The organism is Pseudomonas sp. ok272 (assembly GCF_900109995.1).
In the GTDB taxonomy this organism is placed as follows: domain Bacteria; phylum Pseudomonadota; class Gammaproteobacteria; order Pseudomonadales; family Pseudomonadaceae; genus Aquipseudomonas.
In genome coordinates, this window is the sequence record NZ_FOCB01000002.1 from 88,583 (window position 1) to 114,217 (window position 25,635).

The window sequence follows — 25,635 nt, forward strand, 5'->3', positions numbered from 1 at the left end:
AGGCCTTGAACAGGAGTGTTTGTATGTACAACTCGCAATTGCCAACGGACGGTAACCCTATGCCACTGGGTGCTTCGCTGACTCGGGATCCCCACGTGTTCGACAAAAAAACCGAGCACCACAGTAACGAACGTATCCGTCAGTTGCTCAAGCACTTCGGCCTGCGTACCAGTCTGATCCGCCTGAAAGTCATTGACGCGCTACTGACGGCCAGTGAAGCCGGGCACCCGCTGGGCGTGCGCGGCGTGCACACGCAGCTGCTGGAGCTGGACATTCCCTTGTCCTTTCTCAGCGTGCGCGAAGTGCTCAAGCGACTGTGCAGCGAAGGGGTGCTTGAGTTGAACCCGGACAAGAGCTACAGCCTGCATCCACAGGCCGCCGTCGTGTTCTACGCGCACCCGTGAAGCCTGTGCTGGCGTCGCTCAGGACTTGACCTTGCGACGCATCACGCCGTTGATCACGACCACCAGCACTGCCACGCCAATGGCCACGTACTGGAACAGCTGCTCGCTGATCATTCCGGCGTTCTGCAGGTACGACAGGCCTAACATGATCCCCAGGACCACCAGGGAGATCAGAATCGAATATTTCAAACGTTGCGACTGGGTCATTGAAGGTTCCTGAACCTGAAGAGATGTATCCGGTTTGTCTCGGCTCGCCCACCACATCTCTACGTTCGCTTGAGGATGAGCGGCAGCGAGCGGGAGCCCATGTTACAGCCCATAAAGGATTTTGGCTCCCCAGGTTCACGACGATCATCGCGCAGCCGGCGCCCCCATGGGGCCTGGCAAACCTGTAATCCTCGCCTCAGTTTCCTGACAACCTGGGCGATCAGCGCCGATACAGCGCCCTCCTCGCTGACGGGCACCGAGTTCGACCTGTGGATCGGCGAAGCACCGGCCAATTTCAACGCTACGCCACGTAATGCCATGACGATCAACGGTGGTCTCCCCGGCCCCTTGCTGCGCTGGCGCGAAGGCGACACCGTGACCATTCGCGTGCGCAATCGCCTGACGCAGGACGCCGACGACGGCAGCGCCCTGGCCTGGGACATGAGCGGCTGGATCGGCGGTGAGATCGGCCGGCTATGGCTGCGCGCCGAGGGTGAGCGCAGCAATGGCCACACCGAAAAAGTCCAAGTCCAGGCGCTGTGGGGCCATGCCATCGGCCCGTGGTGGGACGTGGTCAGCGGCGTGCGCCAGGATTTCAAGCCGGGCGCGCCGCACACCTGGACCGCGATTGGCCTGCAAGGCCTGGCTTTGTATGATTTTGAAACACAAGCAACCTTCTTCATCGGCGAAAACGGTCAAAATGCGCTCCGCGTGCAAGGCGAGTACGGCATCGTGCTGACCAACCCGTTGATCCTTCAGCCCAGCGTCGAGGCCAACTTCTACACCCGCACGACCCTGGACGCAGCATCGGTCCGGGGTTGGCCAACACCGAAGCCGGTATGCGCCTACGCGATTGAAGTGATCCCCCAGTTTGCCCCCTACACTGGCGTGACCTGGAGCAGCACGTACGGCAACACCGCCGATTACACTGGCCTCGAGGGCGAAAGGCGCAGCGAAGCGCGATTCGTCGCCGGCCTGCGGCTCTGGTTCTGAGCCGATGATCCACACCCATGAAACGAGATTGCCCATGCACACATCATTACGTCTGGCCGCCCTTGGCGCCCTGTTCATCAGCTCCCTGGCCCAGGCGGCCGAGTTGATTCCCATCGATGTCCACCGCGACGCCAACTGCGGTTGCTGCAAGGCCTGGATCTCCCACCTGGAAGACAACGGGTTCAAGGTCAACGACCACGTCGAGCCCAACATGAGCGAAGTCAAGCAACGCCTTGGTGTTGCCCCGCGCCTGGCCTCGTGCCACACCGGCGTGATCAACGGCAAGTTCGTCGAAGGCCACGTCCCGGCCGAGCAAGTGCTGGCCCTGGCCAAGCGCGACGACCTGCTGGGCATGGCCGTTCCTGGCATGCCGACCGGCTCGCCGGGCATGGAAATGGGCGGTGTGGTCGATGCCTACCAAGTCATCGGCCTGACCAAGAACGGCACCGATGAAGTGATCGCCGACTACCCGGGCAAGTAATGCTGCTGGGTTACCTCGGGCTGTTCCTCGCGGCATTCGGTGCCGCGACCCTGCTGCCGATGCAGTCCGAGGCAGTGCTGGTCGGCCTGATGCTCAACGGTCAGCACTGGCTGTGGCTGCTGCTGGTGGTCGCCACCGTGGGCAATGTGCTGGGATCGCTGGTGAACTGGTGGCTGGGACGCGGGATCGAGCGCTTCAAGGATCGCCGCTGGTTTCCGGTCAAACCGGCGCACCTGGCACGGGCCCGCGAGCACTACCAGCGCTACGGGCACTGGTCGCTGCTGCTCAGTTGGTTGCCGATCATCGGCGACCCGCTGACCCTGGTGGCCGGAGTAATGCGCGAACCGCTGGGGCGTTTCCTGTTGATCGTCACCCTGGCCAAGGGGGCCCGTTATGGAGTGTTGGCCCTGGCGACCCTGGGGTGGATGAGCTAAAAGTGCCCCCTTGGGAGGCTACTCGCGAAGAGGCTGGCCGATCCAACATCGATGCCGCCTGACCCACCGCCCTCGCCGGCAAGCCGGGCTCGCTCCCACAGGATCTGGGCCAGACACCGGCTTTGTATTCGCCGCAGATCCCTTGTAGGAGCGAGGCTTGCCCGCGAAGAAGCCGTCAGCCTCGCCACCCTGGTTGCCTGACACACCGCCATCACGACCAAGCCCGCTGCCACAGTTAGCTCGGTTGAACACCGGGTCTATGCACTCCAACTGGCCTTAGCCAGCCGCCTGTGGTTAATGTCGCCCTAATCGACACGTCCCAGCATCAGCCGATTTTCAATGGAGCCCCACCATGCCCCTCGCTCGTGCGTCCTGGCTATCCGGCCTGTTTCTCGCCTTCAGCGTTCCCACCCTGGCCCACGCCGACGGCCCGGCCTACGGTGCGCAACTGGAAGGCTTCGACTACCCCTACACCGTGCGCCACTTCAGCTTCCAGTCCCAGGGCCAGACGCTGCAAATGGGCTACATGGACATCGCCGCCGATCGCAAGCCCAATGGCCGCAGCGTGGTGCTGATGCATGGCAAGAACTTTTGCGGGGCGACCTGGGACAGTTCGATCAAGGCCCTCAGCGAAGCCGGTTACCGGGTCATCGTCCCCGACCAGATCGGCTTTTGCACCTCCAGCAAACCGGATCATTACCAGTACACCTTCCAGCAACTGGCCAGCAACACCCACACCCTGCTGACCAAGCTCGGCATTCAAAAAGCCACCCTGCTCGGCCACTCCACCGGCGGCATGCTCGCCACCCGCTACGCGCTGCAATACCCCGCCCAGGTCGAGCAACTGGCCCTGGTCAACCCCATTGGCCTGGAAGACTGGAAAGCCCTCGGCGTGCCCTATCGCACCGTAGATCAATGGTATGAGGGCGAACTCAAGGTCAACGCCGAAAGCATCCGCCACTACGAGCGCAGCACCTACTACGCCGGGCGCTGGAAACCCGAGTTCGACCGCTGGGTCGACATGCTCGCTGGCCTGAACAAGGGCCCGGGACAGGCACAAGTGGCGTGGAACTCGGCACTGATCTACGACATGATCTTCACCCAGCCGGTGCTCTATGAGTTCAAGGACTTGAAGATGCCTACCCTGCTGCTGATCGGCACCGATGACATCACGGCCATTGGCAAGGACATTGCCCCGCCGCAGGTCAAGGCCAGGCTCGGCCACTACTCGGTGCTGGGCAAGCAGGTGGCGCAACTGATCCCTCAATCGACCCTGGTCGAGTTCCCGGGCCTGGGCCACGCCCCCCAAATGGAGCGCCCGGAACAATTTCACCAGGCGTTGCTGGGCTGGCTGGCCACGCCCCCCACCCGTCGCTAACCTTGCTACCCGGGATCGAACCTGCGGTCACAGAAACACCTGAGCATGTTCCGTCCCCAACATAGCGTCGAAGCCCTGCGGCGCCTCGGCCTGCCCATGCACAGCCTGAAGTGGATTCGCGGCGGCTTCGACGACAACGCGCTGGCCTCTTATTACAGTCAGCACCGAGCAAGAAACTCTGCACCTATCGAATCCTCTTGAAGGCACAGGGCCTATGAACGTCGACCGCTCGTCGGTTCCCCCCCTAGAAAAAATCCTGAACCAACATCTATCTCACATAAAGATAAGGCATCTTGCTGATTTATCCCTACACAACTAAAAACCTATACATCCGCACTTCGAACAAAATTAACATAAGTAAAATAAGTAGATAGCTGCCAACACAAACAAGAAGAGATTCCACTCATACCTCCTCCGAACAATTAGCATCCAAACGTAAGACAGAGCCATCCGAATATCTTGCAGGACATTTCCCACTTTAGCGACATACACCTCCTACACCACCCATCATCAAAACCCAACCGCACTTGCAATAAAAACCCTCACAAACTAAACCTAGAACCATCACTAAACACCCGCGCCCGGCGATAGTTATCCCTACTACGGAGGCTCGCAAAATGAACGCAGCAGATTGCTGGCATTTAATTCAGAACATCATTCAACATTACCCGGCGTTAGGAGGCGATTCATGCACACCCATATGGTACAGAGAATAATTAAGCTATCGCTACTGTTCATCAAGGAGCAACTCAAAGAGCCCGCCGCACTCTTTTGGATGATCATTTCACCGGGAGCTGTCTACTACTTACTCACTTACTCTCGCGGCGGGCTTTCACCTACAACAAGTGACTACTTGGAAAATACCTCATGGTTCTACGCTTATATTTCTTCCAGCGTTGCCTTCTTTGGCTTTTCCTTCTACATCATTGGTAGGCGTGAAAGCGGCTTTATACGCTCATTCATCTACACACCTATCGCAAAAGCCATATTTCTCGCCGCCCAACTCTTATCATATTCATTAATATCCATAATTTACTGCACAGTCTTTTATCTGCTAACCCGCTTCTCTTTCGAGACCACCGACAATGGCAACTACTGGACGATCACCGGCCGATTCTATATCTGCTACTTACTGTTCTGCATACCAGGAGCACTACTGACATTAGCGCCCATGAATTTTCAGAACGCCAACACCGTATTCTCTATAAGCTCTTTCACAATGTTAGTACTCGGGCTGCTTAGCACTCGACAAACTCACCCAGCAATAGACTTTGCAAACACGCTCAACCCCTTATGGCTTGCCAAGCAAATAATGACTGGGGGCACTGCAGAACACTCAACTTTGATTTTTGGAACACTTGTCGTCTTTACGGGTACTTTCCTGGCAACGGCATTCTATTTGCGAATAAACCCTATCTGGAGTCGCTATTAATGAACGCATTAAGCATCGACTCCTTATATTTTGGCTATCCTGAAAAACGGCTATTCAGCAACGCCAGCCTGCAGATAAACTCAGGCTCAATCACTGGATTATTGGGCCCCAATGGCTCAGGAAAAACCACCTTATTCGATATAATTTGTGGACTCAGAGAAGTCCACAAAGGTTGTCTTCGCCATGAATTTTCAAGCCAACTCTATCTTTCGCAGACGATCATGACTCCAGCAGCACTGCGCATGTTCGATATATTCAGGATGATTACATTGCTGTGCTCGCCCTCCTCCGTCACCCAAGCACAGGCGATAGAAAAACTTAGAGTTTGGTGTCCTGAGATTGTTGGACGATACAAAGAAATCTGGAGAAAAAAATCCTCGGTATGCAGTTATGGTGAAAAACGTTGGTTTTTTACGCTTTCACTGCTGGCCGTTGAAGCCGATTTAGTGATATTGGATGAGCCCACAGCGGGAGTGGATCCTGAGTTTAGGTACTATATCTGGCGATGTCTGCAGGGCGCAGCAAAAGAGGGCATGGCTATTTTCGTGTCGTCGCACAACGTAGAAGAAGTATCGAATAACTGCGACAGTTTTTACATGATCACTCAGCAGCAATTCAAAGCCTTTAGATCAGGAGAAACATTTATGAAACAGTACGGTGCACGTACCTTAGATGAGGCATTCGTTCGCGCCGCCGCCGAAACAACGGATTCAGGCTGACGCAGAGCCGTTCAAACATACTGGACAGTTGCACCCCATCTGTACCGCGACAGCTTCACCTGGCTGTACGGGTCTACTCGCTGGGGGCTCATGATAAAAATGACGCTCCCACTCCCGGAGCGTTCCTTATGGACCTGGCCACCCTCTCGCTGTTCATCCCCGCGTGCTTCGCCCTGAACATGGCCCCAGGCCCCAATAACCTGTTGTCGGTCAGCAACACCACGCGCTATGGCTACCGGCGGGCCTGCACGGCCGGCATCGGGCGCTTGTTGGCGTTTGCCGGGATGATCGCCCTGGCCGCCGCCGGGTTGTCGGTGGTGCTGCGCACGTCGGAGTGGTTGTTCTACGTGATCAAGATCGTCGGCGCCGCGTACCTGCTGTACCTGGCCTGGCAACTGTGGCGCTCCAACCCGGAGGCCGAGCGGGCGGTGAGTGGTGGTTCAATCGGCGTGCTGGCCCTGGCGCGGCAGGAGTTCCTCGTAGCCGCCGGCAACCCGAAGGCGATCCTCCTGTTCACCGCGTTCCTGCCGCAGTTCGTCGACCCCGCCCGGCCGATTGGCGCGCAGTTCGCGTTGCTGGGGGCACTGTTCCTGTTGCTCGAATGCGTCGCCATCAGCGCCTACGCCTACATGGGGCTGCACATGCGCCGCTGGTTCGCCGAACCCCGGGGCAAGCGGATCTTCAACCGTTGCTGCGCCGGGCTGCTGTCGGCGGCGGCCTCGGTGTTGCTGATGGCCAAACGCGTCTGAGGGTGCATCGTTGATTGCCCTGAGGCAGATCACGGCCGCCACCTGGCGCCTGATATAGGCGCCTGCACCGTGTGGGCCGGGATGCTTCAAGTTGTCGCAGGGACGGCCTGGAGGCGCATCTGATCCGCTTTTTAATCCAATACCTGAGTCTGTTATGCAAACAGTTGGACGCGCATAGTTCACCGGCCTGATGGAGGCTGATGAGCGAAAGACCATGAGCGATAGAATCCCCGTCCGATTAGTAGAAACATTCGAGCCTTCGCGTCCAAAGATGAAGGCCAAATCCAGCGACAACCAGATCCACACCCGTAGTTTCACTGGCTTTTTCCGAACCCTGCGTGTCGCCGGCGCAGGCGTGCTGTTCCTTGCCTTCTTCGGCACCGTGTGGTTGAACTGGGGCGGCCGCCAGGCCGTGCTCTGGGACTTGGCCGAGAGTAAGTTCCACATCTTTGGCGCGACCTTCTGGCCCCAGGACTTCATCCTGCTCTCGGCGCTGCTGATCATCTGTGCCTTTGGCCTGTTCGCGATCACCGTGTTCGCTGGCCGTGTGTGGTGCGGCTACACCTGCCCGCAAAGCTCGTTCACCTGGCTGTTCATGTGGTGCGAGAAAGTCACCGAGGGCGAGCGTAACCAGCGGATCAAGCTGGCGGCTGCGCCCTGGAGCCTGAACAAGCTGTTGCGGCGCTCGGCCAAACACACGATGTGGCTGGCCATCAGCGTACTCACCGGCCTGACCTTTGTCGGCTACTTCACCCCTATCCGCCCGTTGGCCGAAGAGCTGCTGACCCTGCAGATGGCTGGCGTCAGCCTGTTCTGGGTGCTGTTCTTCACCGCCGCCACCTACATCAATGCCGGCTGGTTGCGCGAGGCGGTGTGCATGCACATGTGCCCGTATGCGCGGTTCCAGAGCGTGATGTTCGACAAAGACACCCTGACCATCTCCTACGACACTGCCCGTGGTGAGAACCGTGGTCCGCGCAAGCGCGACGTGAAACCGGCCGAAGCCGGCCTGGGTGATTGCATCGACTGCCACCTGTGCGTCCAGGTCTGCCCCACCGGTATCGACATCCGCGATGGCTTGCAGATGGAATGCATCGGCTGTGCGGCGTGTATCGATGCCTGTGATTCGATCATGGACAAAATGGGCTACGCGCCTGGCCTGATCAGCTACACCTCCGAGCATCAGTTGCAAGGTGGCAAGACCCATCTGCTGCGCCCACGCTTGATCGGCTATACCGCCGTGCTGCTGATCATGATCGGCGCGCTGGCGCTGGCGTTGATGGAACGGCCAATGGTGTCGCTGGACGTGAGCAAGGACCGTGGCCTGTTCCGCGAGAACAACCTGGGGCAGATCGAAAACATCTACAGCCTGAAGGTCATCAACAAGACCCAGCAGCGCCAGGACTATCGCCTGTCACTGGTGGACAGCGACGGCTTCCAGTTGCAGGGCAAGACCGAACTGAGCCTGACCCCGGGGGAGATTCTCGATGTACCGGTGTCGGTGGCGATGATCGCCGACAAGCCCCAGAGCAGCTCGCAGACGATCCGTTTCAAGATCACCGACAGCGATGAGCCGCAGATCAACAGCGTGGCGAAGAGCCGGTTTGTTGCGCCGATGAATCGCTGAACCTTTAAGATGTCGGGCAGGTTAAGACACGCACCATTGTGGGAGCGAGCCCGCTCGCGAAAGCGCTGAATCAGACACTATCCATACCCGCTTCGCGAGCAGGCTCGCTCCCACAGGTCTCACTGGTCACATTGGTTCCTCAGACTTCTCAACCCAGGTCCCCGATGAAACGCTACGAAAAATTCGCCGATGACATTGCCGAACTGATTCGCTCAGGCGTCCTGGGTCCCGGCCAGCGCGTGCCATCGGTGCGCTACGCCAGCCAGACCTACGGCGTCAGCCCGTCCACGGTGTTCCAGGCCTACTACCTGCTGGAGCGCCGTGGCCTGATCCGCGCCCGGCCGCGCTCCGGCTACTTCGTCAACACCCATGCACCGAGCCCGTTCTCGGAGCCGGTGATCAGCAGCCAGGTCAACGAGTCCACCGAAGTCGACGTCAGCGAACTGGTGTTCTCGGTGCTGGATTCGATCAAGGACCCCAACACCGTGCCCTTCGGCTCGGCGTTCCCCAGCCCCATGCTGTTCCCCCTGCAACGGCTGTCACGTTCGCTGGCCAGCGCCAGCCGCGAGATGGACCCGCGCGTGGTGGTCACCGACATGTCGCCGGGCAACCCGCAACTGCGCCGGCAAATCGCCCTGCGCTACATGGTCGGCGGCCTGATGCTGCCCATGGAGGAGCTGCTGATCACCAACGGCGCACTGGAAGCCTTGAACCTGTGCCTGCAAGCGGTCACCGAGCCCGGCGACCTGGTGGCCATCGAGGCACCGGCGTTCTACGCCAGCCTGCAAGTGCTGGAACGCCTCAAGCTCAAGGCCGTGGAAATCCCCGTGCACCCGCGCGATGGCATCGACCTGGGCGTGCTGGCGCAAACCCTGGAACGCCACCCGATCAAAGCCTGCTGGTGCATGACCAGCTTCCAGAACCCGATGGGCGCGACCATGCCCGAGGCCAAGAAGCAGGAGTTGGTGGAGCTGCTGCGAACGCACCAAGTGCCGTTAATCGAGGACGATGTCTACGCCGAGTTGTACTACGGCCAGCAAGCGCCGAAACCGGCCAAGGCGTTCGACACCGAGGGCCTGGTGATGCACTGCGGTTCGTTCGCCAAGAGCCTGGCCCCCGGCTACCGCATCGGCTGGGTCGCCGCCGGACGCTACGCACAGAAGATCGAACGATTGAAGCTGATGACCTCCCTGTGCGCCTCGATGCCCGCCCAGGCGGCGATTGCCGACTACTTGCAACACGGCGGCTACGACCGCCACCTGCGCAAGCTGCGCTACGCCCTGGAAGAACAGCAAAGCGCCATGCTCGCGGCCATCGCCCGCTACTTCCCGGCCCAGACCCGGGTCAGCCAGCCGGCCGGCGGTTACTTCCTGTGGTTGGAGTTGCCGGCGCAGATGGACTCGCTGAAGTTGTTCCAGATGGCCCTGGCCCAAGGCATCAGCATCGCCCCGGGGCCGATCTTTTCCCCGACCCAGCGCTTTCGCAACTGTATCCGCCTGAACTACGGCAGCCCGTGGACCGAGGACAGCGAGAAGGCGATGGAAACGTTGGGGCGGATTGTGCGCTCGTTCTAACGGGCGATAAGAACCCTGCCGACAGGCATCGGCAGGGTTACGGGATCAAGCGGGAGTACCTAGTGTCCTGTCTTGGAAATACGTTACCTTTTTGACGAGCATCTGTTGCTGCCAGGCAAGGCGCCGCGACGAGTCATAGCAGGGCTATGGCGAGGAGTGGCAACGCAGCATGGCGGCGACAGGTGCCGTCAAAAGGGAACAGCTTATTTCCGAGACAGGACACTAGCAGCATTCGTTGACGCCAACACCGGTCAATCACCGGTACTCCAGCGCACTCCTTTGGCCACGACCTCCAATGTCATGGGCTGCGGACGAGGATTCCACATCACATTTTCCGCCCCCAGAAATGAATCAGAGAAGTAGTGCTGCCGGTAATCTTGCGTGCGCCCAGCCTGGGTGTAGCGATACGTCGGGGCGTTGATTTCGTCGTGGTACGACCTTAAGAACGTGTAGGTAAACTTCAGATCTTTTTCTATCTCCGCAAACGCAATGGAACTCTTCGCGTCGACCGCTGGCAACGCCAACAGAAACTCACGAAGTCTACCGGGCCTTAAATCGTTCAGGGCATCCTCCAGCCCTGCATCATTGATTACCGCGTAAAACGTCCTCATAGCTCGGGAAGCCACTCCCAACTTTTGGTACAGTTCAAGTTGATCGAGGGTGGGGTCTTCTGGTGGTTCTACATGCGTGGGGAGGCTATTAAACCGAAAATCTTTCCGGACATTCCTTAACCATATAAGCCCCGACGCCACCGGTTCAATGAAAAAACGCGTTGGCATCGACTTCTCTTCCAATGCCACCAGGTGCCGAACGTCCTGTTTCCGCCCACGCACATCGCGCATGTTTTCCATGCTCAGAAAGTAGCCCCAGAACTTACCCGACCCCACACGCGCCGTATAACGATCATGTTCCGAGCGAAAGTGAATCATGAGCGGTTCTATATTCTCATCATCGGCAACGGTCAAAAATCCCCCCTCGTTGTCACGTTGACGAATGTACTCAGCCCGCTGCGAACGCGTCAGCCGGGGCCGCTTCAATCGGTGCTCCATCAACTCATAGTTGAGCACCAACGGTTTGCCGTCAATATACAGGTGGGCCGCTATCGACTTTTCTATATCTTCCTTATTCATAAAACATCCTTGTTATTTAGAACGCTATTCCATTCAAAAAATGTACCGACTCAAAGCCAACACAACTACTCGGAACCCTCTGGCTCGGCACTTTTTATCACCGTTCGTCTGCGCCGATGCACAACCAATTGATCGGCCACGTCTGTCATTGTCTCCAACAAATTGGGGTGTGATGTGGGCCCGTAATTTCTGTACAGATAATTCACTACGCAACTGTCCCAAAAAGCCACTTCATCATCATAAATATCCATATTCATTACGCTCCGCTATTTCAGTTAGTACCGTACTTACCGCCGGCGACAACAAGCGTAACGCACCCCTCTTTAAAGACTCAACAACCAGCCCCTATCAATACACCACTAAAAATTTCAAACACAAAAAAAGCCCGCAGCACACACTTAAACTATTAAGTACGCGGTGGGCGCAATACATCATTCATTGACAACGACTACTGATAAAACGTGTGAGTGCCAAACACACCCGCACACGAATACGCAGGTGCCGGTTTAGCGCCCGCCCCCCAAGTCAATAAAAGTCCCCGTGGCATAGGACGCTTTGTCCGACAGCAACCAGACGATCGCCTCGGCCACCTCTTCCGGACGCCCGCCTCGGGCCATGGGAATGCCCGATTCCAGCTTGCTGACCCGGTCCGGGTCGCCGCTCAGGGCGTGGAAATCGGTGTAGATGTAGCCGGGGCGCACCGCGTTGACGCGAATGCCCTCGCCGGCGACTTCCTTGGACAGGCCGATGGTGAACGCGTCCAGCGCGCCCTTGGAGGCGGCGTAATCCACGTACTCATTGGGCGAACCCAAGCGCGAAGCCACCGAGGAGACGTTGACGATACTGCCACCCTGCCCGCCATGCTTGGGCGACATGCGCAGCAGCGCGTGCTTGGCACAGAGGATCGGCGCCAGCACGTTGGTTTTCATGACCTTGAGGATGCGAAACTCGGACATCTCGTCCACCCGAGACTTCTGCCCGACGGTGCCGGCATTGTTGACCAGGGCGGTGACTCGTCCCAACTCGGTGTCGACACGGTGGAACAGGCTGATCACCTCGTCCTCGATACTGACGTCGGCCCGCACCGCGATGGCCTGGACGCCCAAGGCCCGGACTTGCTCCAGGACCTTGATCGCGGCCTGTTCGTCGGCGTGGTAGTTGATGCAAATCCGATAGCCTTGCCCGGCAGCGAGCAGCGCCGTGGCCGCACCAATGCCACGGCTGCCGCCCGTGATGACGATGACCTTGTCCATGCTGCTCTCCCCCTGGTCAGAGCTGAAACCTTGCGCGCAAGAATACTCGTCCATGCGGGGAATTGAACAGACATCCGTGACGAGTGAGCTTGCTCGCCACAGACCGGGCGGGGCTGACTGGCGCTGTGCTTAAACGACGGCCACTTGCTCCGCCCGAAGGATATCGACCATAAACCGCTCGGCCGGTAGCGGGTGCCCCAACAGGTAACCCTGCAACGCATCGCAGCCCAGTTGGGTCAGGAAGTCCTGCTGCATGCCGGTTTCCACCCCCTCGGCGACGATCCTCAGGCCCAAGGCCTGGCCCAGTGCGACGATGGCCGAGACGATGGCGGCGTCGTCGCTGTCATGTTCCAGGTCACGGACAAAGCCGCGGTCGATCTTCAGTTCGTTGGCGGGCAGGCGCTTGAGGTACATCAGGCTGGAATAGCCGGTGCCAAAGTCGTCGATGGACAGGTCGACGCCCATCGCCGACAGCTCTTGCAGCACCGTCATGCTCGCGTCGGCGTCACTCATGGCGGTGGTCTCGGTGATTTCCAGGGTCAGGCTGTTGGCCGGCAAGCCGTGGGTGGCCAGGGCCTTGGCGACGCTTTGGACCAGCCCCGCGTGACAGAACTGCAAGGCTGACAGGTTCACCGCAATGCGCCAGTCGGTGTAACCCTGAAGGTGCCAGACGCGCATCTGCCGGCACGCTTCGTTGAGCACCCAGTCACCAATCGGGATGATCAGGCCGGTCTTTTCCGCCAGCTCGATGAAGCTGTCCGGCAGCATCAGGCCCTGCGTCGGGTGCTCCCAGCGCAGCAAGGCTTCGGCACCCACCGGGTGGCCGTTGCCGGCGGAGAACTTGGGTTGGTAATACAGGCTGAACTGTTGCTGCTCCACCGCATTGCGCAGGTCCTGCAACAGTTGCAGTTGCCGGCGAGCGTCGTTGTTCATCGACGCATCGAAGAAGCGGTAGCCATTCTTGCCGGTGCCCTTGGCGTGGTACATCGCCGCATCGGCGTTCATCAGCAGCTCTTGCGGCGTCAGCCCGTTGCCGGGGTAGATCGCGATGCCCACGCTGGCGGAGATCTGCAGGTCGTGTTCACCGACCCGGAACGCGCGCGAGATCAGCCCCACCTGGCGTGCCGCCAGGCGCAAGGCATCGTCCGGTTCGGCGAGCTGCACCAGCAAGACGAATTCATCGCCGCCGATCCGCGCCAGGGTGTCCTGGCTGCGCAAATCTTCACGCAGGCGCAGGCCAACTTCGCGCAGCAACTGGTCACCCATGTGGTGGCCGAAGGCATCGTTGACCGGCTTGAAGCCGTCCAGGTCAATGAACATCAGGGCAAAACACCCGCCCTGCTCCTGCACCAAGTGCATGGCCTGATCGATACGGTCGGCCAGCAACACCCGGTTCGGCAACTCGGTGAGGGGGTCGTGCAGGGCCAACTGGGTCAGTTCACGGTTGGCCAGGGTCAGGGAATTGGCCAGCTCGGCGGTGCGCGCCTCCAGGCGCGCATCGAGGACCGAAGTCAGCAAGGCGATACTCAACACCGCCAGGGTCGTCACCAGCACCAGGTTGTCCAGGCCCTTGCCGCTCAACCCATCGATGGCTGCACCGCAGAAGCTGCCATCGGGGAAGCGTGCCGCCGCCATCCCGGTGTAATGCATGCCGACGATGGCAATGCCCATGACCACCGCCGCGCCCGCCCGCGCCAGGCGTACGTGCGGGGTGTTCTGGCGCAGGTGGAACGCGATCCACAACGCGGCGGCCGAGGCCCCGATGGCAATCATCAGGGAGGCGCCAAACAGCGTCGGGTCGTAGTCGATACCGGGGGTCATGCGCATGGCTGCCATGCCGGTGTAATGCATGGCACTGATCCCGGCGCCCATGATCAAGGCGCCGAACGCCAGTTGCCAGATCGGCAAACGCTCCTGGCTGACCAGCCACAAGGCAAAGCCGCACGACACGATGGCGATCACCAACGACAACACGGTGATGCCCATGTCGTAGCCCAGGTCGATGGGCAAGTCGAAGGCCAGCATGCCGATGAAGTGCATCGACCAGACCCCCACGCCCATGGCCAGCGCGCCGCCGCCGGTCCATAAATGAACCGCCCGCCCCTTGGCCGTGGCAATGCGCCCGGTCATGTCCAAGGCGGTGTAGGAAGCGAGGATGGCCACGCATAGAGAGATCAGAACGAGGGCGGGGGAATAGCTACCGATGAGCATGGGACTTCTCGCAGATACCCCGCGTTTCTTGCGTCCATGCTCACGAGGCTAAAGTCGGCGATTGTACTGATTCCGTTGGCGAACGCACCGAAAAAGTCATCAAAAGGCCAGCATTTTCGCGGAAAACATGTAACAAGGCTGAACATGCCCTTACAGGGTGTAAGGGTGTGTGCCGGTCTTTTCGCGGGCAAGCCTCGCTCCGACAGGGGCGGGTGCTGGCGCTAGGGTTGTTCAGCAGTCTGTAGCTGCCCATCCCAGCCACCGCCCAGCGCTGCAATCAACTGCACGCTGGCGATCAATTGGCTCTGTTGCAGGCTCAGCACGTTGCGCTCGTTGTTCAGGGCCGTGGCCTGCACCACCACCACATCGAGGTAGGCGATCAAGCCGGCCTTGTACTGGTTCAGGGTCAGACGCAGGGATTCACGGGCCGCGTCCAGGGCTTGTTGGCGCACAGCGGCTTCGTCCTGGTAGACCTTGAGCTGGACCATGTAGTTTTCCACCTCGCGAAAGCCGTCGAGCACGGTCTGGCGGTACTTGGCCACGGTCTGGTCGTACACCGCCTCGGTGCGGTCGACTTCCGCCGAGCGCTGGCCGCCGTCGAACAGCGGCAAGTCCAGCTTCGGCCCCACCGACCAGAAGCGGTTCGGCAGGCTGAACAGGTCTTTGGAGGTACTGCTGCTGTAGCCGCCGGACATGCTCAGGGACACGTCCGGGTAATAGGCGGCCGTGGCCACGCCGATCCGCGCGTTGGCGGCGATCACCGAGCGCTCGGCCGAGGCGATGTCCGGGCGTCGTTCCAGCAGTTGCGATGGCACGCTCAGCGGCACCTGGGGCAAGGCCGGAATGACCTGGGTCTCAGCCAGGCTGAACGCGGCCGGGGCCTGGCCCATCAGCACCGCAATCGCGTTCTCGAACTGCGCCCGCTGCCAGATCAGGTCGATCATGTCGGCCTGGGTGCTCTTGAGCTGGGTCTGTGCCTGGACCACCGCGTCCTTGCCGGACACCCCCGCGCGGTACTGGTTTTCAGTCATTTGCAGGGACTTCTGATAGGCATCCACGGTGGCCTGCAGCAAGCGCTTCTGCTGGTCGATCACTCGCAGCTGCAGGTAGTTCTGCACCAACTCCGATTGCTGGCTCAGGCGCATGGCCGCCAGGTCGGCGAAGCTGGCCTGGGCGCTGGCCTTGTCGGCCTCCAGGCCGCGGCGCAGCTTGCCCCAGATGTCGGCCTCCCAACTCACCCCCAACTGGGCGTTGTAGGTGTCGCGGATGCCGCTGCTGGAGCTGCTCAGGCTTGAACTGCTGCTGCCGGTGCCTTGGCTGGAACGGGTCTTGCCGGCGCTCAGGTCAATCGTGGGGAAAAACGCTCCGCGCGAGCTGGCCACCAGTGCCTGGGCCTGGCGGTACTGGGCCTCGGCCTGGGCCACGGTCTGGTTGGCGCGGTTGAGCTGTTCGATCAGGCCGTTGAGCTGCGCATCGCCATACAGCTCCCACCACGCGCCACGGCTCAGCGAATCACTGGGATTGGCCTGGCGCCAGCCTTCGGCCTGCTTGAACTGCGCCGGCTCGGCCACCGTCGGGCGTTGATAGTCCGGGCCGACGGCGCAGGCGCTGAGCATCGCAACGCACAGCGAGACACTCAGCAGCCGCGAGCCGCGGGCCGTCACCAGGCGCTGGCTCGGCGGATTGTCGAGGTTGAGTGGGCAACGGTCAGTCATAGCGAAGTTTCCAGGGCAGCATCGGTACGCACCCCACGCCAGCGGTTGACCCGATGGCGCAGACGGTCGAGATAGAGGTAAACCACCGGAGTGGTGAAAAGGGTCAGCACCTGACTGAAGATCAGCCCGCCAATGATGGTCAGGCCCAGTGGCTGGCGCATTTCCGCGCCTTCGGCACTGCTGAGCAGCAACGGCACGGCGCCGAGGATCGCCGCCAGGGTGGTCATCAGGATCGGCCGCAAGCGCAGCAGACAGGCGCTGCGGATCGACTCCAGCGGCGACATGCCTTGCTGGCGCTCCAGTTGCAGCGCCAGGTCGATCATCAGAATGGCGTTTTTCTTCACCACCCCGATCAACAGGAACAGCCCCAGCAGCGAAATCAGGCTGAACTCCTGACCCAGCACATAGATCGACAGCAGCGCACCGACCCCGGCCGACGGCAGCGTCGACAGAATGGTCAGCGGGTGCACGTAGCTTTCATACAGCACCCCCAGCACCAGATAGACCGCCAGCAACGAACCCAGGATCATCCACGGCTGGCTCTTCTGCGTCGCGGCAAAGGCGTCGGCGGTGCCGGCCATCTTGGCCACCACTTCCTCGGGCAAGCCGAGCTTGGCAATCGCCCGCTCGATGGCAGCCCCGCCCTGCTCCACCGTCACCCCTTCGGCCATGTCGAAGGAAATGCTCTCGGAGGCGAATTGCCCTTCGTGGCTGACACGATCGTTCTCCAGGCTGTTTTCGTAGTGGGCAATGGCCGACAACGGAATCCGCGCCCCGGCGGCGGTAATCACCTGCACCTGATTGAGGGTGATCGGGTCCTGGGCGTACTTGGGATTGACCTCCATCACCACTTGGTACTGGTTGAGGCTGTCGTAGATGGTGGAGATCTGCCGTTGGCTGTAGGCGTTGTTCAGCACCGAGGTGACCATGTCCATGTCCACCCCCAGGCGCTTGGCCTGGTCGCGGTCGACCACCAGGGTCACTTGCGCCGCACCGCGACCTTCGCGGGCGTCGATGGCGGTCAATTCCGGCAAGGCCTTGAGCGCGGTGACCACTTTCGGGTACCACTCGCGCAGGGACGCCAGGTCACCGCTCTGCAGGATGTAGCTGTACTGCGACGACTGCTGCTCGCGCCCGCCACCAAATTGCAGGTCCTGGTCGGCCATCAGCATCAACTGCGCACCGGGCACCTTGGGCATTTCCTTGCGGATGCGTTCGATGACCTTCTGCGCCGAGAGCTTGCGCTCCTTGATCGGCTTGAGGCGCACCAGCATGAAGGCGTTGTTGGTGCCGTTGCTGCCGCCAATGAAGCCGGCCACACTTTCCACGGCCGGATCCTTCAACACCGCGCGGCGGAAGGTTTCCATCTTCGGCTGCATCACACTGAACGACAGGCCATCGTCGCCCCGGATGAAGCCGATCAACTGGCCGGTGTCCTGTTGCGGCAGGAAGGTCTTGGGCACCACCACGTACAACGCGACGTTGACCCCAATGGTCAGGAACAGGCTGAACAGGGTCAGGCGCGGATGGCGCAGCACCCAGTCCAGGCTGGTCGCGTAGTGCTTGACCATCCACTCGTTGGCCTGGCGGCTACCACGCTGCAAGCGGTTCTCGGTCGGTGCCTGGGGCTTGAGCCAGCGGGCGCAGAGCATTGGGGTCAAGGTCAGCGAGACCACCAGGGAGACGACAATCGAGGCCGCCAGGGTGATGGAGAACTCCCGGAACAGGCTCTCGATGATCCCACCCATGAACAGGATCGACAGGAACACCGCCACCAGCGAGACGTTCATCGACAGCAAGGTGAACCCGACTTCCTGGGCCCCCAGGTACGCGGCCTTCATCGGCGCGACGCCCTCGTCGATGTGCCGGGAGATGTTCTCCAGCACGACGATGGCATCGTCCACCACCAACCCGGTGGCAAGGATCAGCGCCATCAGAGACAGGTTGTTGAGGGAGAACCCATACAGGTACATCACCGCAAACGTGCCCACCAGCGACACCGGCACCGCCAGGGTCGGGATCAGCGAGGCGCGAAAGTTGCCGAGGAACAGGAACACCACCAGGATCACCAGGGCCACGGCGATCAGCAGGGTCATCTCCGCCTCATGCAGCGTGGCCTTGATCACGGGCGAACGGTCCATCGCCAGGTTGAGCTTGACGCTGGCCGGCAGCACCGCTTGTAGCGCCGGCAGATGGGCCTTGATCTGGTTGACCGTCTCGATGATGTTGGCCCCGGCCTGGCGGTTGATCACCAGCAACACGGCCGCGTCGTCATTGAAGAAGCCGCTGTTGTAGCGGTCCTCGACGCCGTCGGTGACCTTGGCGACATCCTTGAGGCGCAGTGGCGAGCCGTTGTTGTAGTGAATGATCAGCGGTTCGTAGTCCTTGGCCTTCTCCAACTGGTCGTTGGCCTGGATCTGCCACAGCCGCTGGTCATCCTCCACCGAGCCCTTGGGCCGGCGCACGTTCGCGTTGGCAATCGCATTGCGCACGTCATCCAGGGCCACGCCGTACTGGTTGAGCAGTTGCGGCTCCAGCTCGATCCGCACCGCCGGCAGCGAGCTGCCGCCAATCTGCACTTCGCCCACGCCCGGCACCTGGGACAGGCTTTGCGACAGAATTGTTGAAGCCAGGTCGTAGAGCTGGCCCTTCTCCAGGACATCGGAGGTCAGCGACAGCACCATGATCGGCGCCTGGGACGGGTTGACCTTTTTGTAGGTGGGCATGCTGCGCATACCGCTGGGCAACAGGTTGCGCGAGGCGTTGATGGCGGCCTGCACTTCCCGTGCGGCGCCGTTGATGTCGCGGTCGAGGTCAAACTGCAGGATCACCCGGGTCGAACCCTGGCTCGACCGGCTGCTCATGGTGTTGACCCCGGCGATGGCGCCGAAGGAGCGCTCCAAGGGCGTCGCCACGGTGGAGGCCATGACCTCGGGGCTGGCCCCGGGCAAGCTGGCCTGCACCACGATCACCGGGAAGTCCATTTGTGGCAGCGGCGACACCGGCAGCAGGCCGAAACTCACCCCGCCCAGCAGCATGATCGCCAGGCTCAGCAGCATGGTCGCTACCGGGCGCTTGATGAAAGGTCCGGACAGGTTCATCGACGGCCGCTCTGGATGGGAGCGAGCCTGCTCGCGAAGAGGCCGTCACATTCAACACAGGCAGCGGCTGGCATGGCGCTTTCGCGAGCAGGCTCGCTCCCACAAGGGAGGTACCTCACACCGTTGCAGCAGCCGGTCATACCGACACCTCTTGCGTGTCGGCCTTGCGCCAGCGCCGACCGAGGCGGTCGAAGTACAGGTAGATCACCGGCGTGGTGAACAGTGTCAGCACCTGGCTGACCAGCAGCCCGCCGACCATCACCAGGCCCAGCGGCTGGCGCAACTCGGCGCCGGAGCCGGTGGCCAACATCAGCGGCACCGCGCCGAACAACGCCGCCAGGGTGGTCATCAGGATCGGCCGGAAACGCAGCAGCGCCGCTTGATAGATCGCCTGCGCCGGGTCCATGCCCTGGTTGCGTTCGGCGTCGAGGGCGAAGTCGATCATCATGATCGCGTTCTTCTTGACGATGCCGATCAGCAGGATGATGCCGATGATCGCAATCATTCCCAGGTCATTGCCGCTGAGGATCAACGCCAGCAAGGCGCCGACCGCCGCCGAGGGCAACGTGGAAAGAATGGTGATCGGGTGGATGTAGCTCTCGTAGAGCACGCCGAGCACGATGTACATGGTCACCACCGCCGCCAGGATCAGCAGCAAAGTGCTCGACAGCGAGGCTTCGAACGCCTGGGCAGCGCCCTGGAACTGGGTCTGCACGCCCACCGGCATGCCAATGTCCTTCTGCACCTGGTTGATCAGCTCGACCGCTTGCCCCAACGCCACGCCGGGGGCCAGGTTGAACGACATCATCACCGCCGGGAACTGGCCGATGTGGGCGATGGCCAGTTGCGCCTGGCGCTCCTCGATCCGGGCCAGGCTGGACAAGCGGACCTGGTTGCCGCTGGTGGTCTTGACGTGAATCTGCTCCAGCGCCTGCGGGCCGATCTTCTCGCCGTCCTTGGCTTGCAGCACCACGCGGTACTGGCTGGCCTGGGTGTAGATGGTGGAAATCTGCCGCTGGCCGAAGGCGTCGTACAACGCATCGGTGATGTTGGCCACCGTCACGCCGAGACGCGAGGCTGCATCGCGGTCGATCACCAGGTACACCTGCAAGCCTTTGTCCTGCAGGTCGCTGGCCACGTCGGTCAGTTGTGGCTGCTTGGCCAGGGCCTCGACCAGGCGCTCGCTCCACAGGCTCAGCAGTGCGGCATCCGGTGACGACATGCTGAACTGATACTGGGTCCGACTGACCCGGTCCTCGATGGTCAAGTCCTGCACCGGTTGCATGAACAGGCGAATGCCCACCAGCTTGTCCACTTGCGGTTGCAGGCGGCCGATCACTTCACTGGCGCTGTCATCCCGCTCGCTGTGGGGCTTGAGGTTGATCAGCAGGCGCCCGCTGTTGAGGGTGGCGTTGTCGCCGTCCACACCGATGTAGGACGACAGGCTCTGCACCGCCGGGTCTTGCAGGATGATCTTGGCCAGTTCCTGCTGGCGCTGGCTCATGGCGGCGAAGGAAATCGACTGCGGCGCCTCGGAAATCCCCTGGATGACCCCGGTGTCCTGCACCGGGAAAAAGCCCTTGGGCACCACCACATAGAGAAACACCGTCAGGCCCAGGGTGCCGATAGCTACCATCAGGGTCAGCGGCTGGTGCTTGAGCACCCACTGCAACTGACGCCCGTAGACCGCGATCAGCCAATCGATCCAGGCCCCGCTGAGGCGGTAGAAACGGCTCTGCTCCTCGGGTTTTGGCTCGCGCTTGAGCAACCGCGCGCACATCATCGGCGTCAGGGTCAGGGACACCACCAGCGAGATCAGGATCGCCACCGCCAGGGTGATGGCGAACTCGCGGAACAGGCGCCCCACCACGTCGGCCATGAACAACAGCGGGATCAACACCGCGATCAGCGACAGCGTCAGGGAAATCAGGGTGAAGCCGATCTGCTTGGCGCCCTTGAGCGCCGCCTGCATCGGGCTGTCGCCCTCCTCGATGTAGCGCGAGATGTTTTCCAGCATGACGATGGCATCGTCCACCACAAAGCCGGTGGCGATGGTCAAGGCCATCAGGGTCAGGTTGTTCACCGAGAAGCCGGCCAGGTACATCACGCCGAAGGTGCCGATCAACGACAACGGCACGGCAATCGACGGGATCAGGGTGGCGCTGGCCCGGCGCAGGAACAGGAACGTCACCATCACCACCAGGGCGATGGCGATCAGCAGTTCATGCTGCACGTCCTTGACCGAGGCGCGGATAGTCTGGGTGCGGTCAGTCAAGACGATGACATCGAGGCCGGCCGGCAGGTTGTCGGTGATACTCGGCAACAGGGCCTTGATCCGGTCGACCACCTCGATGACGTTGGCGCCGGGCTGGCGCTGGATGTTCAGCAGCACGGCCTGGTTTTCATTGGCCCAGGCGGCGAGGCGCTCGTTTTCCGCACCGTCCTCGATCTGTGCCACGTCTTTCAAGCGCAAGGGCGCGCCATTGTTGTAGGCCAGGATCAGTTCGGCGTAGTCCTTGGGCGAGGTCAACTGGTCGTTGGCATCGAGCATCGACACCCGGGTCGGGCCGTCGAAGTTGCCCTTGGGCTGGTTGACGTTGGACGCGCCGATCAGGGTGCGCACGTCCGACAGGTTCAGGCCGTTGGCCGCCAGGGCCTCGGGGTTGACCTTGATCCGCACCGCCTGGCGCTGGCCGCCGGCGATGCTGACCATGCCGACGCCGCTGATCTGGGCGATTTTCTGCGCCATGCGCGTGTCGACCAAGTCATTGAGCTTGGGCAGCAGCATGGTCTTGGAGGTGATGGCCAGGGTCAGCACCGGGGTGTCCGCCGGGTTGACCTTGTTGTACACCGGCGGTGCCGGCAGGTCCTTGGGCAGCAAGTTGGTCGCGGCGTTGATCGCCGCCTGCACCTGCTGCTCGGCGACGTCCATATTGATGTCGAGGTTGAAGCGCAGGGTCAGCACCGAGGCACCACCGGAACTGGTGGAGGCCATCTGGGTCAGGCCCGGCATTTGCCCGAACTGGCGCTCCAGCGGCGCGGTGACAGCGCTGGTCATCACGTCCGGGCTGGCGCCGGGATAGAGGGTCATGACCCGGATGGTCGGGTAGTCGACCTGGGGCAAGGCCGACACCGGCAGCAGCTTATACGCAATCAGCCCCGCCAGGACGATCGCCAGCATGCTCAACGTGGTGGCGACCGGGCGCAGGATAAACAGGCGCGAGATGTTCATGCGCCGACCTTATGCGCCTTGCCGTTGGCCTGTGGCGCGGTGGGACTCGCCTGGCCGAGCACGTCGGCCGCCGGGGTCACGGGCACTTCACTGCTGTCATGGACCACTTCGACTTCGCTGCCCTCTTTCAGGCGGTCGGTGCCTTCCAGGACCACCCGATCACCGGCCTTCAGGCCTTCCTTGATCACCGTGCGATCGCCGTCGCTGACGCCGATCTTCAACGGGCGGATGGCGACTTTCTTGTCGCCGTCCAGCGCGTAGACGAAGGTGCCGTTGGTGCCGAACTGAATGGCCGCCGAAGGTGCGAGCAACACGCCCTTGAGGGTGTCGGCCAGCAGGTGGACGTTGACGAACTGATTGGGAAACAGCGCCTGGTCACGGTTGTCGTAGCGCGCCTTGAGCTTCAGGGTGCCGGTGGTGGTGTCGATCTGGTTGTCCAGGCTTTGCAGCACGCCGGTGGCCTGCAACTGGGTGTCGCCCCGGTCCCAGGCCTCGACGGGCAACTTGGCGCCAGCGCGATAGCGGGCCAGCACCACGTCCAGGCTGTTCTCCGGCAGGGTGAACACCACGCTGATCGGCTGGGTCTGGGTGATGACCGCCAGGAACGTGGTGTCGTTGGCCGCCACCAGGTTACCGACGTCCAGTTGCCGCAGGCCGATGCGCCCGGTGATCGGGGCGCGGATCCTGGTGAACTCAAGGTTGAGCTTGGCGTCGTTGACCGCCGCCTGGTTGGTCTTGACCGTGCCCTGGTACTGGCCGACCAGGGACGCGGCGGTGTCCAGGGTCTGCTTGGCGATGCTGTCCTGGGCGAACAACTCACGGTAGCGTTGCAGGTCGACCTGGGCGTTCTGCAGTAGCGCCTGGTTCTGCAGCAACGCGCCTTCGGCCTGGAGCAAGGCGTTCTGGTACGGACGCGGGTCGATCTCGGCCAGCAAATCGCCAGCCTTGACCATCTGCCCTTCTTCGAACGCAATCTTCACCAGTTCGCCGCCCACCCGGCTGCGCACATTGATGGTGTTGAGCGCCGTCACGGTGCCCAGCGCCTTGTAGTACAGTGGGAAATCCCCCTGCACCACCGGCGCGACACGCACCGGCACCGCCCCCGTGGCCCCGCCAAACCCCGGGCGCATCGCACCGGAGCGACCGGTATGGCCGGCAGCCGCCTTGGTGGTCGCACCCTCCTGGTGACTCGCGGTGCCTGGCCAGAACTTCCAGCACAAGCCGGCAATGAGCAACAGGACCAGCAGGCCGAACAGCCAGCGACGAGGATTACGGGAAGCAGAGGATTGCATTGAGTGATCAACCATTGGGCGCGTGGGCAACTATGCACGGGAGGCTGAACGATAAGCACTTGTTGCGCGTAAGCAAAGCGCCTTTACCGGCTATTTACCTTCAACTGACGTTTACAAGATGTTTCTAAGCAACTGAAGCACAAACAAAAACGGCCTGGACAGAGCCAGGCCGTGAATAATTGCAAACGCGCTTACTTCAACACAGCCAACGCGGCGGCGTAGTTCGGCTCTTCGGCAATTTCCTTGACCAGTTCGCTGTGCAGCACGTTGTCGTTTTCATCCAGCACGACTACGGCGCGCGCGGTCAGGCCCTTGAGCGGACCGTCGGCAATGGCGACGCCGTAGTTTTCAATGAACTCGGCGCCACGCAGGGTGGACAGGTTCTGGACGTTTTCCAGGCCTTCGGCGCCGCAGAAACGCGCCTGGGCGAACGGCAGGTCAGCCGAGATGCACAGCACCACGGTGTTGGCCACGTCGTTGGCCTGGGCATTGAATGTGCGTACCGAGGTGGCGCAGGTTGGGGTGTCGACACTTGGGAAGATGTTCAACACTTTACGTTTGCCGGCAAAGCTCGCCAGGGTCACGTCAGCCAGATTGCCGGCGACCAGGGAAAAGGCTGGCGCCTTGGAACCGGCTTGGGGCAGTTGGCCGTTGACTTGGACTGGGTTGCCTTTGAGGGTGACTTGAGCCATGAGCGGAGTCCTTCTAAGTGGTGGGGTCTGGGTGATTCGCAAGGAGCCGAAGTTAACCACGAAAGGCGCCTGGACGCCTATCCGGGGTTTTGCCAAATTATTCCAAGACCGCGACCGCCCGAGCCCCATGAGGCGTGGATAGTTTCAATCCCATCCCGAATCGACAATATCGCCCAGACGCACAAACCCATTGACCGTTACCGTCACCCCCAACTTATTGCTCTGCCCCAAGACCACAATATAACTCGCCTGGTTGCCCGCTATATAACTGACAAATCCATCACCCGGGTTTTTGACACTCGCTGGATCCGTCTCTTTGAAGTTCAATACGTTCACCCCGGCCTTTGCCAACGCCACGCGCATATCAATAAGGTCTTTGGAGGTGGTGAACGTCGGGATAAAACTGCCATGGACATCATTGATGCCGTAGGTATTTCCGCCCCTGGCGTTGGGAACAATGGTCACGCCAGAGTCGGCGCCCAATGCCGCCGGAGATGGGAAGGCCCGGCCAGGTGCGACGGAAGAAGTGGTCGTCGCGGTGGTTAATTCGCTCATTGTAAGTGACACCTATTATGTAGATTTAAAGTGAGTAACGAACATTAATCACCCGCACACTTTACGGACAATTACTTTCGAAACAGCATCCTCTCACGCACCCCTTAACAATCACTATCTCGCAATATAAACAACCTATGTCACCTACATCTAACAACCAACACTTAACACCTATAGACACCTAAAGCCCCGCCCGACATAACAGCAACATCACACCCGTAACCGCTGCCTGTTTCGACGTAACTTTTAAAGATTCGCCGCACACCCCCACGCGGCCGGCGTACAACCCTGGCCTGCTGCTCGCTCAAGGGCATCCCACCGTCGAAGAACACCTGTGGCGAGCGAGCGTGCTCGCCACGGACGTTGGCCGGCACCTATAACGGGCATGAATGACCCTCTTGCAGCGCACACAAGGCGACGCGGCCTGGCGCTCGTTTCATATGGGTTTGCCGCACA

The 25,635-nt window shown here is 61.0% G+C and carries 20 protein-coding genes and 1 pseudogene; 11 read left to right on the forward strand and 10 right to left on the reverse strand.

Annotated elements, in window-relative coordinates; translation table 11 throughout:
• The first annotated feature begins 23 nt into the window (after window positions 1-23).
• Window positions 24-404 (forward strand): fe2+ zn2+ uptake regulation protein, encoded by a 381-nt coding sequence (locus BMW74_RS03315; RefSeq protein WP_093413640.1) that lies wholly within the window; start codon window positions 24-26, stop codon window positions 402-404.
• 18 nt (window positions 405-422) lie between these two features.
• Here BMW74_RS03315 and BMW74_RS03320 read toward each other — a convergent pair whose 3' ends face one another.
• On the reverse strand, window positions 423-611 hold the full coding sequence (locus BMW74_RS03320) for a hypothetical protein (RefSeq protein WP_093413643.1): 189 nt from the start codon (window positions 609-611) through the stop codon (window positions 423-425).
• Between the two features lie 99 nt (window positions 612-710).
• On the opposite strand from BMW74_RS03320, the gene BMW74_RS03325 reads away from it, so the two are divergent.
• The 10 genes and pseudogenes from BMW74_RS03325 to mapR all read left to right on the forward strand — a co-directional run bounded on the left by BMW74_RS03325 (window position 711) and on the right by mapR (window position 9,998).
• Entirely contained in the window at window positions 711-1,604 is an 894-nt protein-coding gene (locus BMW74_RS03325; RefSeq protein ID WP_175479144.1) for a copper resistance protein B, read from the forward strand.
• Window positions 1,605-1,638: 34 nt separating this feature from the next.
• A complete protein-coding gene (locus tag BMW74_RS03330) occupies window positions 1,639-2,085 on the forward strand; it encodes a DUF411 domain-containing protein (RefSeq protein WP_093413649.1) in 447 nt (148 codons plus the stop codon).
• Complete coding sequence (locus BMW74_RS03335; RefSeq protein WP_093413652.1) at window positions 2,085-2,519, forward strand: YqaA family protein; 435 nt, start codon at window positions 2,085-2,087, stop codon at window positions 2,517-2,519. Before BMW74_RS03330 ends, BMW74_RS03335 begins: the two co-directional genes overlap by 1 nt.
• Window positions 2,520-2,871: 352 nt before the next feature.
• Window positions 2,872-3,897 (forward strand): alpha/beta fold hydrolase, encoded by a 1,026-nt coding sequence (locus BMW74_RS03340; protein WP_093413654.1) that lies wholly within the window; start codon window positions 2,872-2,874, stop codon window positions 3,895-3,897.
• 6 nt (window positions 3,898-3,903) lie between these two features.
• Window positions 3,904-4,044, forward strand: a pseudogene (locus BMW74_RS25370) (PIG-L family deacetylase); the annotation flags it as partial.
• A gap of 541 nt (window positions 4,045-4,585) precedes the next feature.
• Window positions 4,586-5,329, forward strand: a complete 744-nt coding sequence (locus BMW74_RS03350) for an ABC transporter permease (RefSeq protein WP_093413657.1) — start codon at window positions 4,586-4,588, stop codon at window positions 5,327-5,329.
• Entirely contained in the window at window positions 5,329-6,048 is a 720-nt protein-coding gene (locus BMW74_RS03355) for an ATP-binding cassette domain-containing protein (RefSeq protein WP_093413659.1), read from the forward strand. The genes BMW74_RS03350 and BMW74_RS03355 overlap by 1 nt, the downstream gene beginning before the upstream one ends.
• 128 nt (window positions 6,049-6,176) lie before the next feature.
• A complete protein-coding gene (locus BMW74_RS03360) occupies window positions 6,177-6,797 on the forward strand; it encodes a LysE family translocator (protein ID WP_093413662.1) in 621 nt (206 codons plus the stop codon).
• A 214-nt stretch (window positions 6,798-7,011) separates the two neighbouring features.
• A complete protein-coding gene (gene ccoG / locus BMW74_RS03365; protein WP_093413665.1) occupies window positions 7,012-8,424 on the forward strand; it encodes a cytochrome c oxidase accessory protein CcoG in 1,413 nt (470 codons plus the stop codon).
• Window positions 8,425-8,588: 164 nt separating this feature from the next.
• Complete coding sequence (gene mapR, locus BMW74_RS03370; protein WP_093413668.1) at window positions 8,589-9,998, forward strand: GntR family transcriptional regulator MpaR; 1,410 nt, start codon at window positions 8,589-8,591, stop codon at window positions 9,996-9,998.
• 251 nt (window positions 9,999-10,249) lie between these two features.
• Here the strand turns inward: mapR and BMW74_RS03375 are convergent, their stop codons facing one another.
• The 9 genes from BMW74_RS03375 to BMW74_RS03415 all read right to left on the reverse strand — a co-directional run bounded on the left by BMW74_RS03375 (window position 10,250) and on the right by BMW74_RS03415 (window position 25,179).
• Window positions 10,250-11,128 (reverse strand): hypothetical protein, encoded by an 879-nt coding sequence (locus tag BMW74_RS03375; RefSeq protein ID WP_093413671.1) that lies wholly within the window; start codon window positions 11,126-11,128, stop codon window positions 10,250-10,252.
• 506 nt (window positions 11,129-11,634) lie between these two features.
• Entirely contained in the window at window positions 11,635-12,381 is a 747-nt protein-coding gene (locus tag BMW74_RS03380; protein ID WP_093413674.1) for an SDR family oxidoreductase, read from the reverse strand.
• A 129-nt stretch (window positions 12,382-12,510) separates the two neighbouring features.
• Window positions 12,511-14,592: a putative bifunctional diguanylate cyclase/phosphodiesterase gene (locus BMW74_RS03385; protein ID WP_093413677.1), complete on the reverse strand. Its 2,082-nt coding sequence runs from the start codon at window positions 14,590-14,592 to the stop codon at window positions 12,511-12,513.
• 221 nt (window positions 14,593-14,813) lie between these two features.
• Window positions 14,814-16,307, reverse strand: coding sequence for an efflux transporter outer membrane subunit (locus BMW74_RS03390; RefSeq protein ID WP_093413679.1), 1,494 nt, complete (start codon window positions 16,305-16,307; stop codon window positions 14,814-14,816).
• Window positions 16,304-19,408: an efflux RND transporter permease subunit gene (locus tag BMW74_RS03395; protein WP_093413682.1), complete on the reverse strand. Its 3,105-nt coding sequence runs from the start codon at window positions 19,406-19,408 to the stop codon at window positions 16,304-16,306. Before BMW74_RS03395 ends, BMW74_RS03390 begins: the two co-directional genes overlap by 4 nt.
• A 136-nt stretch (window positions 19,409-19,544) precedes the next feature.
• Window positions 19,545-22,640: an MdtB/MuxB family multidrug efflux RND transporter permease subunit gene (locus BMW74_RS03400; protein WP_093413685.1), complete on the reverse strand. Its 3,096-nt coding sequence runs from the start codon at window positions 22,638-22,640 to the stop codon at window positions 19,545-19,547.
• Window positions 22,637-23,947 carry an MdtA/MuxA family multidrug efflux RND transporter periplasmic adaptor subunit gene (locus BMW74_RS03405; protein WP_093413688.1) on the reverse strand — a complete coding sequence of 437 codons (1,311 nt, stop codon included), beginning with the start codon at window positions 23,945-23,947 and terminating at the stop codon, window positions 22,637-22,639. The genes BMW74_RS03400 and BMW74_RS03405 overlap by 4 nt, the downstream gene beginning before the upstream one ends.
• A gap of 176 nt (window positions 23,948-24,123) precedes the next feature.
• A complete protein-coding gene (gene tpx / locus BMW74_RS03410) occupies window positions 24,124-24,624 on the reverse strand; it encodes a thiol peroxidase (RefSeq protein ID WP_093413691.1) in 501 nt (166 codons plus the stop codon).
• A 144-nt stretch (window positions 24,625-24,768) separates the two neighbouring features.
• Window positions 24,769-25,179 carry a hypothetical protein gene (locus BMW74_RS03415; RefSeq protein WP_093413694.1) on the reverse strand — a complete coding sequence of 137 codons (411 nt, stop codon included), beginning with the start codon at window positions 25,177-25,179 and terminating at the stop codon, window positions 24,769-24,771.
• Between the last annotated feature and the right edge of the window lie 456 nt (window positions 25,180-25,635).